At 65.2% G+C, this 23,753-nt stretch carries 14 protein-coding genes and 3 pseudogenes; 4 read left to right on the top strand and 13 right to left on the bottom strand.

The features are described 5' to 3' along the window. The first annotated feature begins 532 nt into the window (after positions 1-532). Complete coding sequence (gene xopAD / locus GO999_RS18655; protein ID WP_211907185.1) at positions 533-7,159, top strand: XopAD/skwp family type III secretion system effector; 6,627 nt, start codon at positions 533-535, stop codon at positions 7,157-7,159. 21 nt (positions 7,160-7,180) lie between these two features. Here the strand turns inward: xopAD and GO999_RS18650 are convergent, their stop codons facing one another. The 5 genes from GO999_RS18650 to GO999_RS18630 form a co-directional block, all read right to left on the bottom strand. Then, positions 7,181-7,525: a copper-binding protein gene (locus GO999_RS18650; RefSeq protein ID WP_019719576.1), complete on the bottom strand. Its 345-nt coding sequence runs from the start codon at positions 7,523-7,525 to the stop codon at positions 7,181-7,183. 8 nt (positions 7,526-7,533) lie between these two features. Further along, positions 7,534-10,677 (bottom strand): efflux RND transporter permease subunit, encoded by a 3,144-nt coding sequence (locus GO999_RS18645; protein ID WP_211907103.1) that lies wholly within the window; start codon positions 10,675-10,677, stop codon positions 7,534-7,536. Further along, the gene (locus tag GO999_RS18640; protein WP_211907102.1) at positions 10,674-12,215 is read right to left on the bottom strand and encodes an efflux RND transporter periplasmic adaptor subunit; all 1,542 of its coding nucleotides are present in this window, start codon (positions 12,213-12,215) and stop codon (positions 10,674-10,676) included. Before GO999_RS18640 ends, GO999_RS18645 begins: the two co-directional genes overlap by 4 nt. After that, positions 12,212-13,516, bottom strand: a complete 1,305-nt coding sequence (locus GO999_RS18635; protein ID WP_211907101.1) for a TolC family protein — start codon at positions 13,514-13,516, stop codon at positions 12,212-12,214. Before GO999_RS18635 ends, GO999_RS18640 begins: the two co-directional genes overlap by 4 nt. A gap of 71 nt (positions 13,517-13,587) precedes the next feature. Further along, entirely contained in the window at positions 13,588-14,007 is a 420-nt protein-coding gene (locus GO999_RS18630; RefSeq protein WP_028854356.1) for a hypothetical protein, read from the bottom strand. A 76-nt stretch (positions 14,008-14,083) separates the two neighbouring features. Here GO999_RS18630 and GO999_RS18625 point away from each other — a divergent pair. Continuing rightward, positions 14,084-14,279, top strand: a pseudogene (locus GO999_RS18625) (transposase); the annotation flags it as partial. Further along, positions 14,277-14,369, top strand: a pseudogene (locus GO999_RS18620) (transposase); the annotation flags it as partial. The pseudogenes GO999_RS18625 and GO999_RS18620, both read left to right, overlap by 3 nt. A 58-nt stretch (positions 14,370-14,427) precedes the next feature. Here the strand turns inward: GO999_RS18620 and GO999_RS18615 are convergent. Continuing rightward, positions 14,428-15,279, bottom strand: a complete 852-nt coding sequence (locus tag GO999_RS18615) for a glycoside hydrolase family 18 protein (RefSeq protein ID WP_064478493.1) — start codon at positions 15,277-15,279, stop codon at positions 14,428-14,430. Between the two features lie 71 nt (positions 15,280-15,350). After that, positions 15,351-15,710 (bottom strand): hypothetical protein, encoded by a 360-nt coding sequence (locus tag GO999_RS25110; protein ID WP_408004895.1) that lies wholly within the window; start codon positions 15,708-15,710, stop codon positions 15,351-15,353. Between the two features lie 311 nt (positions 15,711-16,021). Here GO999_RS25110 and GO999_RS18610 point away from each other — a divergent pair, with 311 nt between their 5' ends. Next, on the top strand, positions 16,022-17,497 hold the full coding sequence (locus GO999_RS18610; protein ID WP_023470149.1) for an ISNCY family transposase: 1,476 nt from the start codon (positions 16,022-16,024) through the stop codon (positions 17,495-17,497). Between the two features lie 253 nt (positions 17,498-17,750). On the opposite strand, the gene GO999_RS18605 is transcribed toward GO999_RS18610, so the two are convergent. From GO999_RS18605 to GO999_RS18585, 6 genes and pseudogenes are all read right to left on the bottom strand, one after another. Next, positions 17,751-18,530: a response regulator gene (locus GO999_RS18605; RefSeq protein ID WP_249215128.1), complete on the bottom strand. Its 780-nt coding sequence runs from the start codon at positions 18,528-18,530 to the stop codon at positions 17,751-17,753. Between the two features lie 460 nt (positions 18,531-18,990). Next, positions 18,991-19,860: an SDR family oxidoreductase gene (locus tag GO999_RS18600; protein WP_104072374.1), complete on the bottom strand. Its 870-nt coding sequence runs from the start codon at positions 19,858-19,860 to the stop codon at positions 18,991-18,993. 41 nt (positions 19,861-19,901) lie between these two features. Further along, positions 19,902-20,564: a Rossmann-fold NAD(P)-binding domain-containing protein gene (locus tag GO999_RS18595; protein WP_016723104.1), complete on the bottom strand. Its 663-nt coding sequence runs from the start codon at positions 20,562-20,564 to the stop codon at positions 19,902-19,904. A 51-nt stretch (positions 20,565-20,615) separates the two neighbouring features. Then, entirely contained in the window at positions 20,616-21,185 is a 570-nt protein-coding gene (locus tag GO999_RS18590) for a TetR/AcrR family transcriptional regulator (RefSeq protein ID WP_071015067.1), read from the bottom strand. 80 nt (positions 21,186-21,265) lie between these two features. Further along, a pseudogene (locus tag GO999_RS24830) lies at positions 21,266-21,522 on the bottom strand (recombinase family protein); the annotation flags it as partial. 56 nt (positions 21,523-21,578) lie between these two features. Next, on the bottom strand, positions 21,579-23,723 hold the full coding sequence (locus tag GO999_RS18585) for an F-box protein (protein ID WP_249215115.1): 2,145 nt from the start codon (positions 23,721-23,723) through the stop codon (positions 21,579-21,581). Positions 23,724-23,753: the final 30 nt, after the last annotated feature.

The following is a 23,753-nucleotide window of genomic DNA, read 5'->3' as shown; positions in this document are numbered from 1 at the left end:
GAAAAGAACGTTTGCCGCATCTTGGTATTTCCTGATCCCGGGTGAATCCATTCGCGGACATTGCGCAAACAGATCCATTTGTTCGCATCGTGAAGCACGCATGGACGCATGCCGCAGGGTATCGTCTCGGGCCTCATCCCACATCTGGCATCGGCGGCAAGCTCGATCCCGCACCTGTCGGGTCGACGCCGCGTCACCGAGCAACTGACCTTCCTGGACGCTTTCCCGCACCAACGCTCCGACATCGCAGGACGTTTCTGCTGGCGGGAACGCTCGCATATCTATGGGCCTTGCACGACTGCCTTCGGGCTCTCATCGTTGGCACGCTGTTTCTCCGGAAAGCGGTAACGACCCGTCACAACATTCGCATTCGAATCAGCAGACACCCTCGCTGAAGCGGCGAGCCCGGGCCTCTGGGCATCTGGAGCCTCTGGCGCGTTCGCCGGGCCATCGCGCCCACGCGTCGGCGCGCGCCCTTGCGGTGGAGGCCGCCGACACAGACAGGTCGTCCACGCAGGGGAGCGGATCGGGGATGGCGTGCGCCGGTCCGCGAGAGGATGGGGCCGATCCGCTCGAGCGTGTGTCGCACAGTCGACAGGCCTCGCGCATCCCGCTCAAGCGCAAGCGCGAAGCCGGTGATGACACTGACGTGCGCCCGACATCCTTGCCGCGCCGGGGCGAAATCGCCGCCTTTCACGCGGCCGCATGCGATGCGGAGGCGCCGGCCTCGCCGCCGACCACGCCACGCGCCGAATCCAGGCGCGAACCGACCGCGGAGCAGCTCACCGACTATGGCCGATGGCTGGGGCGCACCGAGTTCGGCAGGCTCGCCGCCCTGCGTGAGCAGCAGTGCGCGCGCCTGTGGAAGCTGGTGGCGAGCGCCAGGCGGGGGAAGGTCGATCCGGATTTCTGCCTTCATGTGGCGAAAGACAACACCTTGGCGCAGCGCAACGGCTACGGTCTTGCCCTGATGTTTCTGGACGGCTCCGTGCCGCCCGAAGAAAACGCCCGACGTCTGGACGGCTACTTTTTTGCCTTGGGCGCCGCATCCGCCCCCACGCACGCCGAGCCGCATCGGCAGGTACGGGGGCTGGAACAGTGCGTGGAGATGGCCGCGTGCTATCTGTTCAAGACCCGTTGGTTCATGGATGCCCCGCTGGAGAAACTGGCGGAACTGGGCAATCTGCTGAGCAAATATCCGAGGCAGCCCGCATCCATGGCGGCCATCGCTTGGATTGCCGGCCAGGCGCTGAAGCCCGGGCCGTTGCCTCGACTCGGCGCCAAGGAATTGACGCTGCTGGCCAATGCCTTCTCCAAGAATGGCGATAGCGGGCGATGTGAACAGGCAACGGCGCGCATTGGGCGCCACCTGCTGCACGACGGGGGTGAGCAGACCTTCGAGGCGCGGCAAATCGGGCTGCTGCTCAACGCCTTCAGCAAATGGCCTGGCGACACCGATTGCCGGGCGGCGGCCGAATACCTTGCCGCGCGGCTGGAGCGATCGCCAGGATTGCGACAGGCCATGGACGCGCAGGCGGTTGCGACCGCGATCAACGGCCTGAGCAAGTGGCCGGAGACCGCCGTGTGCCGCAACGTTGCCGAGCATCTCGCTGCCCGGCTGGTGCATGAAGCGGCGCTGTTGGAGCGCATGACGGCGACGGCGGTTGCCGCTTCGCTCAACGGGCTGAGCAAATGGCCGAAAGCGGAGATCTGCGGGGCGGCCGTCGAATGCGTGGCCGAGCAACTCGTGAAAGCGCCCGGGCTGCGGCAGGCAATGAGCGCACAAGAGATCGCCAATGCCTTCAATGCGCTGAGCAAGTGGCCGGACAGCGCGGCTTGCCGCGCCGCCGCCGAATGCCTGGCGGTTCGGCTCGCGGACGACTCCCGGCTTCGGGCGAGCATGAATGCGCAAGAGGTGGCCAGCACGCTCAACGCCCTGTGCAAGTGGCCGCGGACGACGGCTTGCCGAGAGGCGGCCCTGGGCCTGGCTGCTCGCATCCGCAGCGAGGCGGACCTTCGCGAAGCCCTCGACGCGCAACAGCTCGCCAACACGCTCAATGCATTGGGCAAGTGGCCCGATGCAGACGTTTGCCGTGCCGCTGCCGAGCGCCTGGCGATCCGCCTCGGTCGCGACGCGGCGCTGCGAGACGGTTTGAACGGGCAGCATATCGGCAATGTGTTCAATGCGCTGGGCAAATGGCCGGAGTCGGCGGCCTGCCTGACGGCGGCAGCGTGCTTGACAGCCAGGTTGACGGACGAGGTGGCGCTTCTGCTGTCCATGGATGCGCAGGGCATCGCGGCTGCGCTCAACGGCTTGAGCAAGTGGCCGGAGTCCGCGGCCTGCCGGACGGCCGCCGAACGACTGATCGCGCGGCTCTCGTCCGATGCCGATTTGCGGCAGGGCATGGATGCACAGGCTGTCGCCAATGTGCTCAATGCACTGAGCAAGTGGTCCGGGGAGGATCACTGCCGGGCGCTTGCCGAGCAACTGGCGATGCGGCTGGTCGATGATGCGGAGCTTCGGCAAGCCATGAATGCGCAGGAAGTCGCCAATGCGATCAACGGGCTGAGCCGGTGGCTGGAGCAGCCGCATTGCCGCCGATCCCTGCTGCTGCTGGCGGCCCGGATGGGCGAGGCCGATCTGCCTTGGCGCAATGCGGAAATGTCGGCGCTGTCACAGGCCGCCAATGCCTTTGCGCGCCTGTTTCTCAGTGCACCGGACGACGCCGAATTCCAGGCGCCGGCGCGCATCAAGCTCCAGGCGCTGGCAGCCCACCTCGATCTGTACCGCGAACGCTTCGAAACGTGCAGCGCCCGCGAAATCGCGATCGTCTTGAAGGCCATGGCTTCGGTGCAATTGCAGCATGACATGCGTCCTCTGGCCAGGCCCGCCCTGGAGCGGCTGGCCGCGTTGTGCCGCACAACCGGACTGCGCAATGAAAACCTTGAAACCATGGGCAACCTGTGCCTGGGGCTGTTGCCCCTGGCACGCAGCCCGGTGCTGATTGCTCACCGCCGGCGCGCGCTCTGCGTGCTCGGCACGCTTCAGCCGATCGTGGCGCGCAAGATCGAGCGCTTTGTCCAGCCACGGCTGGGCGCCGCGGAAAAGGAGCCTGCCACGGACACGGCGATGCGCGAAGAGTCGCACGCCACGCGGCGTGCGGCGCTGACCTTCTACCAAGTGCTCAAAACGTATTCCGTGGTGAGCGATATGTGGAAGACGCGCTATATCGAAGGTTCGCGCCGGTCGGTGCGCGACCAGCGGGATCGGCTCGCCGCCTGGGTGAAGCAGACGCTGGAGCGCTCGCGCGAGGCGATCGAAGCCGATCTGGGGGAAGACAGCTGGAACATCATCGCCCGGATCGAGGCCGACGCGGACGTGCTGAACGCATTGGATCTGCGCATACAGCACCAGACCGCGCTGATCACGCACAACCATCCGCCAAGCCGTTTCGATCTGGGGGCCGTGCATCGGCGCATGCGCACGTTGAAGCCCGGCGCCCCCGTGCCGCCGGCCCGTGGCGCAGGCGACACCCACTATGTCGCGGTGGATATGGCGGGCAAGGAGCTGAAGCACAACCGTGACGAACCGAGCAAGCCGTACTCGCTCTATGCGCGGTTGACCGGTCTGCCCCTGGTGGAGGTCAAGCTGCCCGGTGAGCTGTCGGCGTTCATGCTCGCGCGTACGTTCCGGTACCAGGGCGAGCCGTGGCGGTTCGATCTGTTCGGCGGCAGCCGGCTGAGCCGGGGAGGGGGGCTGCGGCCGCACGATATCCTGTCCAATCACGCGGCCCCGGCTGCAATGCTTCCGGCGGTGCGTTACGCCGACACGGCCCCCGGCAGCAGCCTGATGCAGCTGGCCGCCAAGCTGGCGCCGTTGCGCGAAGACTGGGCGCGCATGCAGCGTGCCTTGTTGGAAATGGTGCCGAGCGACCACGTGGTCGAGGGCACGCTGCGACTGGGCTTCTTCGACGATGTGGACGGCCCGGAGCACCCGTTCAAGCTGCAGAGCCCCGATGGCCAGCGCATTCAGCTGTGCCCGAATGATGGCTGCGGGTTCCTCAAGTTCGAGGTGGCTATGTGCATTCCGGTGTTTCGTGACCACGTCATGGCCTGGAATGCCATGCGCGCCGGTCGCGCCACGCCGGCCCAGCAGAAACTGCTGGAGACCAGCAACGACCGCAAGCGCATCGCGCCGCAGGCGCTGCAGCACTTTCCGCGCGACGAGGCCGCGCTGGAGGAAGCCCGGCAGGCCATCGAGCGCAGGCTGGCGCAACTGGCGCCGAAGCCGGCGAGCGGCCAGGCGCCCCCGCGCGTCGACCCGCTGACGCTGTATCACCTCACTGTCAGCGGCGGCTATGAGGGCGAGCAGATTCGCGCGGTCCCCTCGGCTGACGACAACGTGCATCTGCCGGCCCAGCGCAGCGGGGCCTTCGATTTGCATGGCGGCGCGCTGCTGATCGGCAAGGCGCCATACGACAAGGAGAACTTGCTGCCGTTTCCCGACGAGCAAGTCGGCACGGTGGAGCGGGGCGACGCGACAGCCAGCTTTCTGTCCAGGTGCTTTGCCATCCAGTACAGCTTCACGGGCTTCAATGACGACGCGGGCGAGGGCGCTGAAATGCTGCACAGCAAAGGCATGCTCATCGTGCCGCCGCCGCAGTACTGGTCGCCTGATCATGCGGGCATGGACATGGCCTGCTCCCGGGAGGACTTGAAGACCTTGTCACGCTGGATCACCGGCCGCAACCGCGCCACGTTGCCGCCCGAGATGCGCAGCACCGGCAGCCTGCGCGTCAAGGAGGTGGTGGTCCCCGGGAGGCTGGGGGCCCTGCCGATCACCGAGCTGCGCAAGCGGGACATGGACACCGACGGCGATGATGCCTTCGTGTATGCGGGCTATCCCAAGTTGGCCGCGCACATTTCCCGCGTGATGGACGACCGCAAAAAGCGCCGCGGCCAGCAGCGCTCCTTCAAGCCGCGGAAAACCGCGGCACCGGCGCAGGATCCCAAGGACGGGCAATACCAACCCGGCCGGGCGGCCGAGATTCTGGCCGAGCAGCGCGGACGCCGTCTCCGGGGCACCGCCAGCGTCTTCGCCAAGCGTTTTCTGGCGCAGTCCGACGACATGCGCGAAGCGATGGCGCGCGACATGATGTTCGGTGTCTATGACGGCATCGAGCGCCCGCTGCGAAACGGCTTGCTCGAGCAGTTCGAGGCGGAGCAGGCGGACCTGCAAGCACTGGATGTGCTGCGCAACCATGCGTTCGAAGCGATCGCCAACGCCCATTTGCCCGAAGCCGAGGAGGCCGCCCAACTGCTGCATGATGAGGTCTTCCGGCTCCAGTCCGCCCCCGCGGCCAAGGCTGCCGGGACGCCTGCCGGGCTGGCTGACCGGTTCCCATTGCTGGCGCAGGCGTACGAGCAGGCCGGCGACACCCGCGCGCGCGTCCAGGCCATCCTGGAAAACTATCCGGTATGCCGGTTGTCGTGCGAGCAGTTTCCGGAGGGCCAGCCGGGCCTGGTGCGAGGCTCGCCGGAGCTCACCCTGCGCAACCTGTGCACCATCGCCATCAAGGTCGGGACGGACGCGCTGAAATCCGACACGGGGACCGAACTGTTCTCCAAGGTGATCGAGACCTGCCTGCGCAGCGAACGCACGTTCCGCGAGCGCATCGGCAGCGTGCCTTACGGCAAGGAAACGGCCTATGCCATGCATGACGGGCGCTTCGATCCCGAGCAGGCGAAAGCGGAGTTGCGGCATAACCCGACCATGGCTGCCGGCGTCATGATTCACTCGGTGGAGGCCTTGCAGCAATGGGGCCTGCTGGCTCCGGCGCCGACGCCACAGGCACGCTTTGCGAACACGCCGGCACTGGATGTCAGCCAGGCGATCCGGTTGCTTGCCGATCGCGCCAGCCGCATGGATGCGGCGATCACGCCGACGCTGCGCAACATCGCGCAGGCGGTCGGCGCGCAACTGGCCGGTCTGCGCCATCGGCTGAAGTCTTCGGGCTCGCTGAAGGAAAAGCTCAAGCAAATGGTGGCGCACAAGCACATGACGCTGGAAGACGCCGTACCGCAGGTCAACGACGCGCTGCGCTACAGCGTCGTGCTGCCGTCCCAGGATTTCGCAGCCGGATGCCGCCGCATCCAGGCTGCGCTGGACGAGCAAGGGCACGCGCGGGTGAAGCTGGTCAACCACTTCGTCAAGCGATATGAGCCGTTCAGCGCGATCAACGTGACGTTGCGCGATCCCGAGGGGCATCTGTGGGAGATCCAGTTCCACACGCCGCAAACCTTCGACCTCAAGGAGCACTACCACGACCTGTACAAGCGATCGCACCATCTGCGGCTGCAAGGCGTCCCGGCCGCACGGCTTCAAGAACTGACCCGCCCGGCCCGCGACGCCTTCCGCGCCGTTCCGATGCCCCTGGGGTGCGAAGACATCATCGACTGGGAAGCCGAACAGACCAGCGTGGCCTTGCCTGCGGTACGCGCCCAGCTTGTGCCGGAGCCCTTGTACGCCGAGCTCGTCAATCGCCTGCACCAGGCCGCCAAGGCGATGGAGCCGAAGATCACACCCGTATTGCGCGCGCTCCTGCAGCACGTGCAGGGGCATCTGCATGGCGACGGCCCCGAGCTGCATCGGCACGTGTTCAAGAAGCCGGCCTCGACGCACCGCAAGATCGAGCTGCTGCGGCATCAGCACGCTTTGCCGCCCGAACAGGCGGCGGCGCGGGTGCGCGACGCGCTGCGCTACGAGGTCGTGCTGCAGCACGAGGGCTTCGTCGCATCGGTACAGTGGGTCTCGCGGCAATTGCAGTCCGAAGGGCTGGAGGTCATGCGCATCAACAACACCTTCGCCATGGCCGATACCACCTACGCCGGACTGAACATGAACCTGCGCAGCGGGGCGCATCACTTCGAAATCCAGTTCCATACACCCGACAGTCTTCGCATCAAGCAGAAGACACACAGGCTGTATGAAAAGCTCAGGCGCATTGCTCGCCCTGAAGCGATGCCGCCGCACAACGGGCAGAACCCACCCGTATCCGAGCGCGAAAGCCTCGAGCATGGCCTCCGCTCGGCCGCCGCGACGGTGCGCCGCCCGGAGGGAATCGAGACCATTGGGTCGATCGATCGCTATGAGGGGTAATCCTACTTTCCGTGCAAAATCTTAGGGGCGCATCTGGACCACGGTCGGCTGACCATTGACCCTATCGAAGACCGCCGACACCTTGTCACCCTCCTTGAAGGCCTTGAGCGAAGCCTTGTCCTGGACGGCAAACGTCATCGTCATGGCACCCATGCCGAGGTTGTCGATGGCGCCGTGCTTGAGCGTGACCTTGCCGGTGTCGGGGTCGATCTTGCGGATCTCGGCCGCGACGGGTTTGGGCGCCGGGTTGGACTGGCCAGCCTGGGCGGCCGGCTTCATGTCCATGCCGTCCATCGGGGTGGCGGCGAATGCCACGGGTGACGCGGCCAGCGCCAGGGTGAAAGCCAGAGCGAATGTGTGCTTCATCGTGAAACCTAGCGGGGTTGGGAAAAGGATGACACGCTGCGCCTGCGCAACAGCAGGTAGACAGCAGGAACAACAAACAGAGAAAGCAAGGGCGCGGTCACCATGCCGCCGACCATCGGCGCGGCGATGCGCTGCATGACTTCGGAGCCCGTGCCGTGTGACCACATGATCGGGATCAGGCCGGCCAGGACGACGGCCACCGTCATGGCCTTGGGGCGTACGCGCAGTACGGCGCCTTCCTGGATGGCGTCAAGCAATGCGTCAGTCGTGGTTTGGCCGCGCTCCTGGCGCTCGGTCCAGGCCTGCTTGAGGTAGAGCAGCATGATGACGCCGAACTCCGCCGCCACACCCGCCAGCGCAATGAAGCCGACCACGCCCGCTACTGACAAGTTGTAGCCCAGCCCGTACAGCAGCCAGAACCCGCCGATCAACGCCAGCGGCAGCGTGCCCATGATCAACAGTGCCTCGTCGATGCGGCCGAATACCAGGTACAGCAGCACGAAGATGATGAGCAGCGTGAGCGGCACCACCACCTTGAGCTTGGCACTGGCGCGCTCCAGATATTCGAACTGGCCGGACCAGCTCAGTGCATAGCCGGCCGGCATCGGCACCGCCTTGGCCACCGCCGCCTGCATGTCGCGCACCGCCGAGCGCAGGTCGCGCCCGCGGATGTCCACGTACACCCAGCCGGACAGGCGCGCGTTCTCGCTGCGCAGCATCGGCGGGCCTGACACGACGCGGATGTCCGCCACGTCGGACAACACGATCTGCTGGCCCCGGTCCGTCACGATCGGCAGGCTGCGCAATTGCTCGACCGAATCCCGGTAGTCGCGCGGATAGCGCAGGTTGATCGGAAAGCGCGCCAGCCCGTCCACGACTTCACCGACGTTGTCGCCGCCGATGGCGGAGGCCACGATGCTCTGCACGTCCTCGATGTTCAGGCCGTAGCGGCCGGCGGCCATGCGGTGGATGTCGACGTCGATGTAGCGTCCGCCCGAGAGCCGCTCGGCCAGTGCCGAGGTGACGCCGGGCACGGTCTTGACCGCGGCCTCGATCTGCGTGGTGAGCCGGTCGATCTGCTGCAGGTCGGTGCCCGCCACCTTGATGCCGACCGGGCTCTTGATGCCGGTGGCCAGCATGTCGATGCGGTTGCGGATGGGCGGCACCCAGATGTTGGACAGGCCCGGCACCTTGACCACGCGGTCCAGTTCGTCGACCAGCTTGTCGGTCGTCATGCCCGGCCGCCACTGGTCGCGCGGCTTGAACCGGATGGTGGTCTCGAACATCTCCATCGGCGCCGGATCGGTGGCGGTGTCGGCGCGGCCCGCTTTGCCGAACACCGTGGCCACCTCGGGCACGGTCCTGATGAGCCGGTCGGTCTGCTGCAGCAACTGTGCCGCCTTGCCGGCCGACAACCCCGGCAGCGCCGACGGCATGTACAGCAGGTCGCCTTCGTCCAGCGGCGGCATGAACTCGCCGCCCGTACGCAGGATCGGCCAGGCCGTGGCCGCCAGCAGCACAAGGGCGATGGCCACCGTCGCCCGCGGGTACGCCAGCACACGGGCCAGTACCGGCTGGTACAGGCGGATCAGCCAGCGGCTGAGCGGGTTCGACTGCTCGCTCGGGATCGGCCCGCGGATCAGGTAGCCCATCAGCACCGGCACCAGCGTGACCGACAGCCCAGCCGCCGCCGCCATCGAATACGTCTTGGTGAAGGCCAGCGGCGAGAACAGCCGCCCCTCCTGCGCCTCCAGCGTGAACACCGGGATGAACGACAGCGTGATGATCAGCAGCGAGAAGAACAGCGCCGGCCCCACCTCCGCAGCCGCTTCGCCGATGACACCCCAGCGCTCGTGCCCGGCCAGCGCGTGCCCCGGATGTGCCTCGTGCCAGCGCTCCAGGTGCTTGTGCGCGTTCTCGATCATCACCACGGCCGCATCCACCATGGCGCCCACCGCGATGGCGATACCGCCCAGCGACATGATGTTGGCGTTCACGCCCTGGTAGCGCATCACCAGGAACGCCGCCAGCACGCCCAGCGGCAGCGAGACGATCGCTACCAAGGCCGATCTCAGGTGAAACAGGAACACCACGCACACCAGCGCCACCACGATGAACTCCTCGATCAGCTTGTGCGTGAGGTTGTCCACCGCGCGGTGGATGAGCGCAGAGCGGTCGTAGACCGGCACAATCTCCACGCCCACCGGCAGACTCTTCCGCAGCGCGGCGAGCTTGGCCTTGACGGCCTCGATCGTCTCCAGCGCGTTCTTGCCGGAGCGCATCACGATGACACCGCCAGCGACTTCGCCCTGACCGTCCAGCTCGGCGATGCCGCGCCGCATCTCGGGTCCGAGCTGGACGGTGGCGACGTCGCCCAGCCGCACGGCGATACCGGCATCGCTCGTTGCCAGCGGAATCTGGCGAAAGTCGTCGAGCGTCTTCAGGTAGCCGCTGGCGCGCACCATGTACTCGGCTTCGCCCAACTCCAGCACGGACCCGCCGGTCTCCTGGTTGGCGCCCTTGAGCGCCGCCAGCACCTTGGCCTGCGACAGGTTGTACGCGCGCAGCTTGTCCGGCTGCAGCACCACCTGGAACTGCTTGACCATGCCGCCCACGGATGCCACTTCCGCCACGTTCGGCAATGCCTTCAGCTCGAAGCGCAGGAACCAGTCCTGCAGCGCGCGCAGTTGGGCCAGGTCGTGGCGGCCGGTTTTGTCGACCAGCGCGTATTCGTAGACCCAGCCGACGCCGGTCGCATCCGGCCCCAATGCCGGCTTGGCCGCCACCGGCAGGCGGGACTGCACCTGATTCAAGTACTCCAGCACACGCGAGCGCGCCCAGTACAGATCCGTCCCGTCTTCGAACAGCACGTAGACGAACGAATCCCCAAAGAACGAATAGCCGCGCACCGTCTTGGCCCCCGGCACCGACAGCATCGTGGTGGTGAGCGGATAGGTGACCTGGTTCTCGACGATCTGCGGGGCCTGGCCCGGGAAGGGGGTGCGGATGATGACCTGCACGTCCGACAGATCGGGCAGCGCATCGAGCGGCGTGCTGCGTGCCGCCCACAGCCCCCACGCCGTCAGCAAGGCCGTAGTCAGCAGCACCAGGAAGCGGTTGCGGATGGAGGCGAAGATGAGGCGCGCAATCATGGCTTGCCTCCTGTGTCACCGGCCGGCTCCACCGACGACAGGACTGCCATGCCGTCCTTATCCAGATGGAAGCGCAAGCGCACGCGCTCGCCCGGCTTCAGACCCTTCGGCAGGCCGGCCGGCGGCGCGGCAAAGTCCATCGTCATGGCGCCCCACTGCAGCGAAGGAATCGGTCCATGCGAGATGGTCAGCCCTTCGCCGCTCACCGCCTCGATGCGGCCCGTGCCTTCGTGCTCGGTGGTGGCTGCGGCGGGCGAGGAAGCGGCCGACGGCGCCATCATTCGCGCGGTGGTGCCGCGCAGGCTGGCCTCGGAATCGATCAGGAACTGGCCGGAGGTGACGACCTTCTGCCCGGCCTGCAAGCCCTGCAGTACTTCGACCCGGCCATCGGCTTCGCGCCCGGTCTGGATCTCGGTGGGCACGAAGCCGGCCTGGCCGCCATCCACCATCACGATGCTGTGCTGGCCGGTGCGGATCACTGCCTCGGACGGGATCAGCAACGCTTCCTTGTCCTGGCCGCCGTCAAACCGCACGGTGGCGAACATGCCCGGCACGAGGCGCTTATCCTGATTCGGCAACACGATGCGCACCTTGATCGTGCGCGTGGCGGCATTCACGTCCGGCAGGATGGCGTCCACCTTGGCCGTTTCCGGTTCTGCCAAGCCAGCGACGGATACCTTGACCTGCGCGCCGGGCGCCACTGTACGTCCCTGCGCTTCCGGCACTTCAGCAATGATCCAGACGCGGCTCAGATTGGCCAGCCGGAACAGCGTCATGCCGGGCGTGACCGTCATGCCGTCGCGCACGGCGACTTCCATGACGAAACCATCGATCGGGCTGGTGATCGCCAGGCCCGGCTGCAGCTTGCCCGACGCGGTGACGGCGCTGATCTGTCCCGGCGTCATGCCGGCCTGCAGCATGCGCGCCTTGGCGGCCCCCACCAGATCGGACTGACCATGCGCGGCTTGGCGCGACACCGCTAAATACTCCTCCTGCGCCGCCCCCCAGTCAGGCGAGTACAGCGACACCAGCGTTTGCCCGCGCCGCACCGGGTCCAGCGTCGCGCGCACCGCCACCTGCTGCACGAACGCGCTGGTGCGTGCCTGGATGACCTGCACGCTACGTTCATCCACGGCCACGCTGCCCGGCGCCTGCAGCACGGCTCCGAGGTTGCCCAACCGGGCCTCGGCGGTGCGGACGCCGAGGTTCTGCGCGACGCGGCTGTCGATGGCAACGCCGCTGCCGCCGGCATCGCCATCCGCGTAGACGGGCACGAGCTGCATGTCCATGAAGGGCGACTTGCCCGGCTTGTCGAAGCGCTGGCCCGGCACCATCGGGTCGTGCCAGTACAGCACCCGCTTGCCGGTTTGCGGGTCGACGTCACCGGCCTTGAGGCCGTTCGGACCGGCGGGGCTCGACATGGAAGCGTTGGCCAGGGTGGGCTGCGTGCCCCGCGACAGGCCGATGCGGTAGCCGCCGTAGGCCGCCGCGCTGATCAGCAACGCGCCCGCCACCGTGGCGATGAGGGTTTTGGTCATTGGGGGCTCCCCGTAGCGGGTTCAGTTTGGGCGGTGGGCAGCGGTACCAGGAAGGCCAGGTCGGCCCACAGCTTGGCCGTCCGGGCTTCCAGCGCCAGGCGCTCCTGTGCGGTGTCGACGGCGCGGTGGTTGGCCTCGGCCACCGCCGAGAGCGAGCCTGTATTGGTGCGGTATGCCGTCAGGGCGGCGTTCGCCTGCGCGTTGGTCAGCGGCAGCGTTGTCTCGTCATAGCGCTTGAGGCGGTCCAGGTTGCGTCGCAACTCGGTCAGCCGGGTTGTGACCATGGCCTGGGTGTTGCGCCGCTGGATTTCCGACTTGGCGCGTGCCTCCTGCGCTTGGGCCAACTTGGCGGCCACCTCGCGGTCTTGCCGATGGCCCTGGTCCCACGGCACGGGAAAACTGATGTTGAGCGAGCCCATGTTCGAGTACGCCGAGCCGCGCTGACTGTACATCAGTTCGACCGTGACATCGGGCTTCTTGGCCTCGGCTGCCGCGCGGATTTCCGTTTCAGCCAGCGCCACATCGCGCCGGGCGACCGCGACTTCAGGCACGGCGTCGAACGCATCGGTCTCGAGACGCTGCACTGATGACGGCACCTCCAGCGTCGGACGATCGCCCAGCGGACGGCGAGCAGCCGGCCCGATCCAACGCTCCAGGCTCACCATCGCCATGTCGATTGACGCGCGGTTCTCGTCCTGGCGGTCGTGCAGCTTCTGGACCTCCAGGTCTGCGGCCAGCACGTCGGCGCGCGTGCCGCGTCCGCTCCGATAGGCGGCCATCGCCGCCTGGCGCGCCAGCTCGAGCGGGTGCCCGTGGTGGCCGAGCAGCACACCGGTCTGCTCCGCATACCAGCGGTCCAGCCAGGCGGCGACGGCGTTGCGCTGCACGTCGGCCAGCCCGACAGTGCGGCGCGCTTCCGCCGCTTCGGCTTCGGCGGCATAGCGATCAGCCTTGGCGCGGCGCTTGTCCGCGCGCGTGAACTCCTGCACCACGCTGATGGAGCGCTGGGTCATGAAGTCCCGGCTGAGCGAGAACTGGTCGGACTTGTTGAGCGGGACGTTGTCCAGGCCGAACTTGAGCACCGGGTCGGGCAACTGGCCGGCTGCGACAGCCATCTCGTTGGCCGACTGGATGGCGGCTCGCGATGTCTCTGCGTCGGCGGAGCGGGCCGACGCCAAGCCGACCGCTTCTTGCAGCGAGAGCGCGCCGGTAGCCTCGGCGTACGCCAGTCGGCTCACGGCGATCAGCGCGGCGGCAAGCGCAAACAAACGCCCACCGCGCGGGGGGAAACGCAAATGCATAAAACCTCCGGAAAGCAACGATCACCCAGCTGTGTAGGCGGCAGGGCAGGAAGGACGCGTTGCTTCGGAGGCTATGTTCGGAAACAGCAGTGGAGGATAGCGATCGGCGGCGGCGGTGCGCGCGCAATGGCGTCGCCTTGTGCGAGGGACAGCGGCACCAGGGCGGCGATCGGCGTCGGCTCGATCTGCCCGAGCAGGATGGGCAGGAAAGCCGGAATCTGCGGTGAGACGTGGTCGGCTGACTTGGTGCCCGCCTGACAGTGCTCCAGGCAGAGGCCGTCGTGCGGGCTGTCGTCCTGCGGCGTGCGCTTTGCCATCTCTGGGCATGACTCGGTCATGTCAGCCATGTCCGCCATCTCGTCCATGGCCATCACCGGGCGGACCGCAACCCGGCCGTCGGCGCAAGCGTAGGCCGCTGCCGCTAGTTGCACGGTCAGGAAGGTCAGGATGAGGAAGCCAGCAAACCAGAGCCAGCGCGGTGAGCGGCGCACGTGGAGGGTCTCGATGTTGGCGAAATGGTAGCAGCATCCTGCGGGAAATGGCAGCCGGCCATGGCGGTCGGGCGCCGTGGCCAACTGGGCTTCGCCGGCTGCTGGCAAGGTCCCCGGCCGCACGCCGCCGTCAGGACGCGATCGTGCCGTGCTGACCGGCATCCTGTTCGTGCTGCAGTCCGGCATTCCTTGGGAGATGCTGCCGCAGGAAATGGGCTGCGGCTCAGGGCATGAGTTGCTGGCGCAGACTGCGCGACCGGCAGGCAGCGGGCGAGACCCGATGGGTCGTCGAGCACACCATCGCCTGGCTGCACAACTTCAAGCGCCTGCGTGTTCGCTTCGAACGCCTCGCCATCATCCACGAGGCGTCCGAGGATGCTTCCACCGGCTGGAATCTGCTTCAGCGGCGCGCCCGCGCGGCTAGGTGGAGCCCGCTACGTCAAGCACGCCGCTGCTCCGATCGGCGCCGCTGCCGTAATTCTGGACCGTTTCGTAGATCGTTTGCGCACCCGTGAAAGTCGGATCGACATCCTCCTGCGTGCCATGCTGGCCATGGTCGTTGTCCAGCCGCCAGCTGAACATGCCCCGCACTTGGCTTTGCAGTGCAAACGTGGTCCAGGCGGCGGTGTCCTCGAGCGACGTCTGCACATTGCCGTTTTCGGTGCAGACACCGCCCATCAGAATGGCGCGCCGGACCCCGGCATGGATCCAGACCTGGATATCCGCGGGGGTCCCTTCGGACGAGTAATCCTGGAGCTCGACGGCGTCGACGTGTTGGTTGAATGCCGCCACGGCATTGTCGCCATAGAGGCCGACCGGGCCGTTGCCCGGCCAGGGGACCGAGACAGCGATCCCGAGGCCGGCCTGTTTGAACGCCGGGCCGAGCTGGGACACCAATTCCGGCACGTAGGTCATGCCGTCTTGTTCCGAGTCGATCGCGATTCCGTTCAGGCCTTGCTGCTGCAGGTAGGCGACGATGTTCGCTGTCGACCTGTTGTTGTTCCGGCGATTGTCCAGCACCGTCGCGGAGAGCCCTGTGTCTCCCACGCCCGCGTAGATCAGGACCCCAGGTGCCTGCGTCCGAATTTGCGTCAGGACTTGGCTCGCGAACTGCGCATTGAGGTCTACCGTGTATCCATTTGCGCACGGCACGAATTCGCCGAACGCCAGGTTGTACCGGCTGGCGTAGCCGAGCGGGACCTTCCTTTGCGCCAGGTTATCCAGGCCCGTGCTATTCCATGTGTCGTACCAAGTGGCAATCTCGAAGCTCATGGCGGAACTCCTGTAATGGTGAGGAATGGTGCAACGTCTTGAGCGTTGCGCGGCAATGCCAAACGTCCGGCTCAGCCGGTGCGACAAGCCGATGCTGCTGGTAACGAGCATCTACCAAGCGTTGCCCTGGTGCAAAAAAAGCGTGCGGCGGATCGTTGCCGCGTTTGTCTGGCGGCTGGTCTCGGAAAGTACTGATATGCCAGGAACGATGATTGAATCACTAGGATTGGGGCCGTCTCCAAATCTTGCCGGCGCTTTTGGTCCACGAACTCGACGGTGATCGTCTTGTCCGGTGTCGAAACCGGTGTGGACGTTCCATCGAACGCATTCCTCAGAAGAGCGTAGGCCTTGACCGAATCGAGAACATGGCACCTTTCTCCATTCTGAAGCGCCATGCCGACGAGAACGCAGCCTTGCGAATCGTCAGGCACGTTGCCGCCGTGGATCTGGATGTCGGGACGGTTGTGGGAACCCAGTCAAGTTGAATTCGCCAGTGATCGGCCTTGTCGTAGCGAAGCAGGCCGCGGTAGATGCCTGCGGGAATGGATGAGATGAAGGGGTGGTTGTCCGCGCCATTCATGAATTCGGTGGCGTCTTCTATTTAACATAACAATAATTATGCGATTTTGAGTTGTCGCAGCCAGATCCTAATGTCCGCATCTGAGCCAAATAGAAATGTCGTACCCCTAGGCTAACCCAGGCATGCTGGCGGTTTCCCGTCTGTTCGAGACTGGAGGCTGCGATGCCGAAGCCCGAGGCCGTCACCATGACGATGCGCGAACTGGACCGACTCAAGGTGATTCAAGCAGTGGTTGACCATGGCTTGGCGGTTTGGCGCGCCGCTGAGCGGCTCGGCTTGTCCAGGCGGCACGTCGAACGGCTGGTGCTGCGCTATCGTGAGGATGGTCCGAGCGGTCTGGGTTCGCGCAAGCGTGGCCATAGCAGCAACCGCCAACTGCCGCCCGGGCTGGAATCCCGCATTCGCGGGCTGATCCGCGACAGCTATGCGGACTTTGGCCCGACGCTGGCTTGCGAGAAGCTGCGGGAGCGCCATGGCATCGATCTGGCCAAGGAGACGGTGCGCCGGATCATGATCGACGCGGGCTTTTGGGTGCCGCGCAAGCTGCGCCCCCCCAAGGTGCACCAGCCGAGGAACCGGCGCGCATGCCTGGGCGAACTGGTGCAGATCGACGGCAGCGACCACGCCTGGTTCGAGGATCGGGCGCCGGCCTGTACGCTGCTGGTCTACGTCGACGACGCGACCGGCCGGCTGATGCAGCTGTTGTTCGTGCCGACCGAATCGACGCAGGCGTATTTTGCGGCCACGCAGGCCTACGTGGAGCGTCATGGCAAGCCGCAGGCGTTCTATTCGGATAAGGCTGGCGTGTTCCGGGTCAACGCCCGAGAGAACGCCGAGGGGCGCGGCTACACGCAGTTTGGGCGCGCGCTGTTCGAGCTGAACATCGACATCCTGTGTGCCAACACCAGTCAGGCCAAAGGCCGTGTGGAGCGCATGAACGGCGTGCTGCAGGACCGCCTGGTCAAGGAGTTGCGGCTGCGCGGGATTGGCTCGATGGACGCGGCCAACGCCTACGCGACGACGTTTATCGCGGACTTCAATGCGCGTTTTGCCAAGGTGCCGCGCAGCGACTTCGATGCGCACCGGCCGTTGCGTGGCGATGAGGACCTGGCGCGTATCTTCTGCTGGCGCGAATGGCGCAAGGTGTCGCAGAACCTGACCTTGCAGTACGCCAAGGTGATGTACCTGCTGGAGGACCGGCCTGAGTCCCGGCGGTGGATCCATCGGTATGTTGAGGTCGCGGAATATCCGGACGGCAAGATCGAGCTGTGGGCCGATGGTACTGCCCTGCCCTACACCACCTATGACCGCCTCTCGGAAATCGACCAGGGCGCGATCGTCGACAACAAACGATTGGGGCACACGCTGGCGATTGCAGCCGAATTACAAGCACAGCGGGATGATCGACGGCAGGTCGGGCCGTCGCGCACGCTGGCGGGCGAGCCGCCGCGCCCCACGCACCCCGCCCCGCAGACCAAGCGGCAGCGGCAGATCAATCGATTGGACTTGGAGCGGGCCATCCACCAAGTTGGTCCGCCACCGCTGCCGAGCTCGCCGGCCACCCGCACCACCGCCCTACGGAGACAACCCAAAAAGAATCAAACACAGCACAAAGCGCACGCCCGTGCCGACATTTGAATTTGGCTGGTAGGGTGACATTTCAGAACGCCCTGGACATGAGTTGTCGCAGCCAGATCCTAATGTCCGCATATGGCCAGATTCAAATGTCCGAGTTGATCCGGGTAACCTGTACAGCCTTGAGCCAGCCAGGGAGCCGCCATGCGACCGGACACGATCACCATGACGATGCGCCAGTTGGATCGACTCAAGGTTCTGCAAGCCCTGTCGGACGGACACCTGAAGACTGGTATCGCGGCGGCTCGGCTGGGACTCAGTACGCGGTAGACGCTGCGCCTGCTGCGTCGGTATCAGGGCGAAGGCGCGTCGGGCTTGCAGAACCGCCGCGAAGGTACCCCGGGTCACCGTCAGTTTTGATCTTGTGCGGCTCGGGCGAGGCGTCGCCGAAGCGGCGGCGCAGGCGCGAGATGCCGGAGTCGACGGTACGGTCCAGCCCGTCGAATTCGATGCCGCGCAGCTGCTTGAGGATGTCGTCGCGGCTGAGCACGGTGCCGGCCGCGCGCGCCAGGATCAACAGCAGGTTGAACTCGGCCGTCTTCAGCTCGACCGGCTGACCGCGCCAGGTGACGGTGCGGTTGGGCGGCGAGATGGCAAGCTCGCCGAACACCAGCGTATCGTCGCGCGGGGTGGCGGGCTCGGCGGCCGGCATGGCGGACGCCACGCGGCGCAGCAAGGCACGGGCGCGCGCCACCAGCAGGCGCGGCTCGACCGGCTTGAGCACATAGTCGTCGGCGCCGATCTCCAGGCCCGCGACCTGGTCGTAGGTATCGACACGTGCCGTCAGGATCAGCACCGGCACGCGCGAGAACGCGCGGATGCGCCGGCACACCTCCATGCCGTCCATGTGCGGCAGCATCAGGTCGAGGATCACCAGCGCCGGCCGATGCTCGCGCACGGCCGCGACCGCGATGTCGCCGCGCCGGACCACCTCGACCGTGAATTCGTAGTTGCCCAGATATTCGCTGACCAGCTGCGCCAGGCGATCGTCGTCCTCGATCAGCAGCACCCTGGTCTTGAGCGGCGCCTCGGCCATCGCCCACACCCCGTTTTCTTGCAATGACGCGCAGTGTATGTCGGCGGGCCCGCGGGCGGATGGCCGCGCGAAACTTGCGCACACTCGCGCACAATTGCGCACAACTTCCCGGCAATTGCTGCGTACCTACAGCAATTCCTACGAGGCCAAGCGCATCGGCCTCATTCGAGCCGCGCTTGCCTCGTTGACCCGTCAGCATCTGGCCTGATGTTATGAGACAAGGGGATCAATTGATCCACCCCCAAGGAACAGCCAGAGCCCCCCGGGGTGCCACGAGTGCACTGCTCGTTGTATTCGCGCAGCCGCTCCTCGGTGATCTGCTGCACCTGCTCGATGGACTTGAGCTGGTAGGCAAGCCCTTCGCGTTGAAGCTGATGGTGAATCAGAAGACGGCTGCACGAATTGGCAGCGTCAGATGCACTACGAATAGCGGCCTGCTTTGGCGCGCACGGCAGCAACATCAATCACGTCCGCTTGCCCTTGTGCAAAGTTTCTCGCTCAGCACCCAAAGGTCTTCCGCGAGCTTCGCGTCCAGCGCTTGCTTCTGAGGTGTCACAGGACGTCGCTTGGAAACGTACTGCCCTTGCAACGATGCTGCCTCCGGCGACGTCGCCAGCCAGACCAGCGAATCGGCGCCTTGCTCCGGTGTGCTTGTGAAGGGCTTGGCCAGCGCATACACGATGTTCAGCAGGAAGCCCTGATCGGAGCCGAATCCGCCAAACTGCGTGCGCACCATGCCTGGCTCGAAACAGTTGGCCACAGCCGTAGTGCCAGCCAGTCTGCGCTGAAGTTCCTTCGTGAAAAGAATGTTGGCGAGCTTGGATGCCGCATAGGCATTCGGCCCTGAACCTTCAAGCGAGGTAGCGATGTCCGGAAGTTGGATCTTGCCGCGCGCCTGCATCGAACTCGAAGTCGACACAACACGCGCACCCGGGGTGTTGCGAATCAGATCGAGCAGCGAGGTAGTGAGCTGAAAGTAGGCAAGGTGATTCAGCGCAAAAGTCAGCTCATAGCCATCCGGACCCAGCACAGGGGCTTTGAAGGTGGCACCGGCATTGTTGATCAGGACATCTAGGCGGTCGTGGCTGGCCTTGAAGGCTTCAGCCATGCGCTTGACCTCGGCAATGCGCGAGAGATCGCACAGCAGATAGTCGAGATTTTCGTTCCCGGTTGCGGCTTTCAGTTCGGCCACGACGCCCTCGGTCTTTGCCTTATTGCGGCCGACCAGGGTCACCGTTGCACCCCGCTTGGCAAATTCGGTCGCTGCGGCTTTACCAATGCCGTCAGTGGCGCCCGTCACCAGAAATACTTTGTTCTTCAGGTCTTGCATGGGGTTCTCCTAAGGATGAGCGGCGCGTTTTTCCGGTCAGCTCAGGCGCCAAGTCGGTTGATGTCGGTGGATTCAAGAATGAAGCGGTCCGCGCGCCCCTCCACTACGCGCAGCATTGCGCGTCCGAGAATCTCGGACGTGGTGAACAGGAAGGGGAAAACGCGCACGAAGAACGGAAAGAGCGGGAAGATGGGTGTCAGCAACACGATTCCGGCCTGATAGGCTGGTGTGCGACTGCGGATGCCCGGCCCGGGGCGGATGAATCCGGGACGCACCGCACCGGCATGCCTGAACGGCATGGCCTGAAGCGCCCTCTCGACACGCTGGCGTACCCGCGCCCACATCGAGCGTCCGCCTGCACCACCGGCCGAGCAGTAACAGAAAGAAAATTCAGGATTCAGGCGCAGCAAGACGTCCGCCCAGGCGAGCGTCAGCTCTTCTGTCACCTTCGCATACGCGATCTCATCAAGCCCGACGGAACTGATCCCGATAGCCCAGATGCAGGCATCGAAACCGGTGAGTTGGTCCTCCACAGCAGCGAAGTCAAACAGATCAGGTAGCCGAAGCTCCCGCAGTTTGTGGTGTTCGATGCCACACGAACGTCGTCCGATGCACAGCACGGACTCCACCTCTGGCGCCTTGAGCGCTTCACGCAAGGCACTGGCACCCACCATGCCGGATGCACCGAAAAGGATGATTCTCATGATTTCACCATCATTATGAGTGCCTACTTAATCAATTAAAACCAAAAAAAATCACACCCCAGTGATTGCGTTCCAGAACGCAGTGAAGCCGTCTTGGCATGTGGCTTCTAGCGAGGTGGGATTGTTTCGGATAAACACCATCGTGACATCGCCCATTGCCCCCATCATGGCCCCGACAAACTCCGGGGATTGGTTTCGCAAGGCTCCCTCGGCCATAGCGCGTTCGAGCAAGCACGAGACATCACAAAAAGCCCGGCTGCCCTCGGCCTGGGTTGTTTCGGTGATCTTGGGTGACAGCGCTAGCTTTGCTAGGACCTGATGCTCTTCGGGATGCGCAACACCCCAATTCACATAGGTCCGCCAGGCCAGCCAGACCTGCTCTCGCAGCGCAGCCGATTCCGGAGGTGGAACCAAAGCTAAGCGAAGCTGGCTTTTCAGCTCCAAGTAGAGCTGATTCATCAGCACATCCTTGTTGGCGAAGTAGGTAAAGATTGTTCCTTCGGCCACGCCTGCTGCCTTCGCAATCCGGGCCGTGGGCGCGTTCAGTCCTTCCTCGGCGAACAGCTGCGTCGCTGCCCGAAGTATGGTTTGGCGTTTGTCTTCACTACGAGGGCGTGCCATACGAGAAAAACCTTAGATGATTGAGTGCGCACTCAATTATAGAGAAGGTGCTAAGAATGATCAAGACCTCGGGTCAAATCTCAGGCCAGCGCTAGCAGCTTCACGCTGTCAGGACGTAGTTCACCCCTTGGTGCGACGTGCCGGCATAACGTCTGGCGCGTGATGCCAAGCTCTTTGCACAGATCGCCGACCTTGGTTTCGGGTTGTCCCATTGCTGCCATTGCTAGGCGCAGCTTGGCGGCTGTCATCTTGAATCTTGAAGAGTCTTCCGCCTTTGCGCCAGCGCCGAGGCCAGACCAGTCACGGTGCGTTCGGCGATCAACTCCCGCTCAAACTCAGTTCCGGGGCCGCTGCGTTCCCGCCGTGGTCCGTCCTGCCCGGCGCGGGGCGATCCTACAGGGAATGGAACGTCATGCCGCTCCGGTCAACCGATGCCATCAACTCTTGCCATGCCAGGTCTCCGATCTGTTCGCCGAGCTGCTTGTCGACCCGCTTGCCGATGGTGAGCTTGGTGAGCGTGGTGTTGGCGGCCAGCGCTTTCACGCCCGCATCGCCGATCCGATTGCCCCAGATGCTGAGCGAGGTCAGCCTGGTATTGGCGGCCAGCGCTTGCACGCCCGCGGTACCGATGAAATTGTCGCAGGCGTAGAGCGAGGTGAGTGCCGGGTGGGCGGCCAGCGCCTGCGCGCCCGCATCGCCGATGTGATTGTCGTTGATGTTGAGCCAGGTGATCGAGGTGTTGGCGGCCAGCGCTTGCGCACCCGCCGCGCCGATCGAGGCGCTGCTGACATCCAGTGAGGTGAGCGAGGTGTTGGCAGCCAGTGCCTGCGCGCCCGCGGACCGGATGTCATTCTGGCTGATATTGAGCTTGGTCAGGCTGCGATTGGCAGCCAGTGCTTGCGCGCCCGCCATACCGATCTGATTGCCGGTGACGCGGAGCGTGGTGAGCGCAGTGTTGTCGGCCAGTGCTTGCGCGCCCGCAGCCTCGATGCGATTCTCGCCGATGTCGAGCGAGGCCAGCGTGGTGTTCGCCTTGAATGCTTCCGCGGCGGCGGCCCGGAGCTCGCCGCTCCGGAGGCTCAGTGTGGTGAGTGTGGCGTTAGCGGCAAGCGCCTGCGCGCCTTCATTGCCGATCGCATTCACGCTGATATCCAGCGCGGTCAATGTCGTGTTGCCGGCCAGCGCTTGCGCGCCTTCAACGCCGATCCGACCGGCGACGACGCTGAGCGAACGGAGTGTCGTATTGTCGGCCAGGCCGAGTGCGCCCCAATCACCGATCGGGTTGTAGCTGATATCCAGCGTGGTGAGCGTGGTGTTCTCGGCCAGCCAACGCGCCCCCCTTCCATAGATGTCGTTGAAGTTGACGCACAGTGAAGTCAGCGTCGTGTTGCCGGCCAGCGCTGCCGCCCCCCTGTCGCTGATGCTGTTGCGCGTGAGGTCGAGCGAAGTCAGCACAGTGTTGGCAGCCAGCCCTTCCGCCCCCTCCTCGCCGATGTGGTTGCACGTGAGGTCGACCGAAGTCAGCGCCGTGTTGTTGGCCAGCGCGGCCGCTCCCGCATCGCCGATCTCGCATGACCCGACGGTCAGCGAGGTGAGCGTGGTGTTGGTGGCCAGTGCTTGCAGCCCCTCATCGCCGATGGCGTTGAAGCCGAGATCGAGCGAGGTGAGCGTCGTGTTGGCGGCCAACGCCCGGGCGCCCGCCACGCCGATGTCGTTGAAGCTGGCGTCGAGCGACGTGATCGAGGTATTGGCGGCCAGCGCCTGCGCACCTGCGTCACCGATCCCGTTGCCGCGGATGTCGAGGGCGGTGAGCGTCGTGCTGGCAGCCAGTGCCCGCGCTGCCTCCGCATGGATTCCGTTGGCCCTGACTTTCAGGCGCGCAAGCGGCAGCTTGCTCAGATGGGCGAGCCCTTTGGCCGAGACGTAGCGGGTCGAGAACAGATCCAGCTCCCTCAGGGACGCGGGCAACCCTTCCAGGTCTGCGTCGCCGAAATAGCCGTCCATCTTCAGTGTTTCCAGGCAAGCGTAACGCTTCGCCGCCTGGAGGGCCTCCACGGTGTTGACGGTCAGTTGCCGGATCTCGGTGTCTGCCGCCGCCTTCAGGGTCTTGCTGACGGCGCGCATCCTGTGCAAGGTCTTGGTATCGACACGGCGAGCGATCTCGGCCCATGTTTCCTCCGGGAGCGGCGGCACCCTCGCCCCGAAGTTGAAAGGCAATCGCAGCTTTCTCAGGCCCTCCAGTATTGACGGGGCAGTGGCGACCCTCACCTGACGCGATGGGCTGGCGGCATCCGGCGCGGGCTTCGCTTCGGTCGACGAGGCATGCGCTTCGCCGGCGTTGGCCGGACGGTTCCGGTTGATCGAGAACTGGTTTCCCATGGCAGTGCGATCGTCCTTTCTGTTCAGGAAAAATGGCGGCGTCAGGGCGCAGACCCGCCTGTGGCAGGGCCTTTCGGCGCAATGCGTCCTGCGTGACCGGTGTCGTTGCAAGACCTTGGCGGATGGGCGTGTTTCGGAACAGAGCGCCGGAACATGCACGGCCCCATATGGCAGCGATGCAGGCTTCTA

Source organism: Ralstonia nicotianae (genome assembly GCF_018243235.1).
Lineage (GTDB): Bacteria > Pseudomonadota > Gammaproteobacteria > Burkholderiales > Burkholderiaceae > Ralstonia > Ralstonia nicotianae.
The sequence above is the reverse complement of the archived record's forward strand: the minus strand, read 5'-3'. Positions and strand labels throughout refer to the sequence as shown.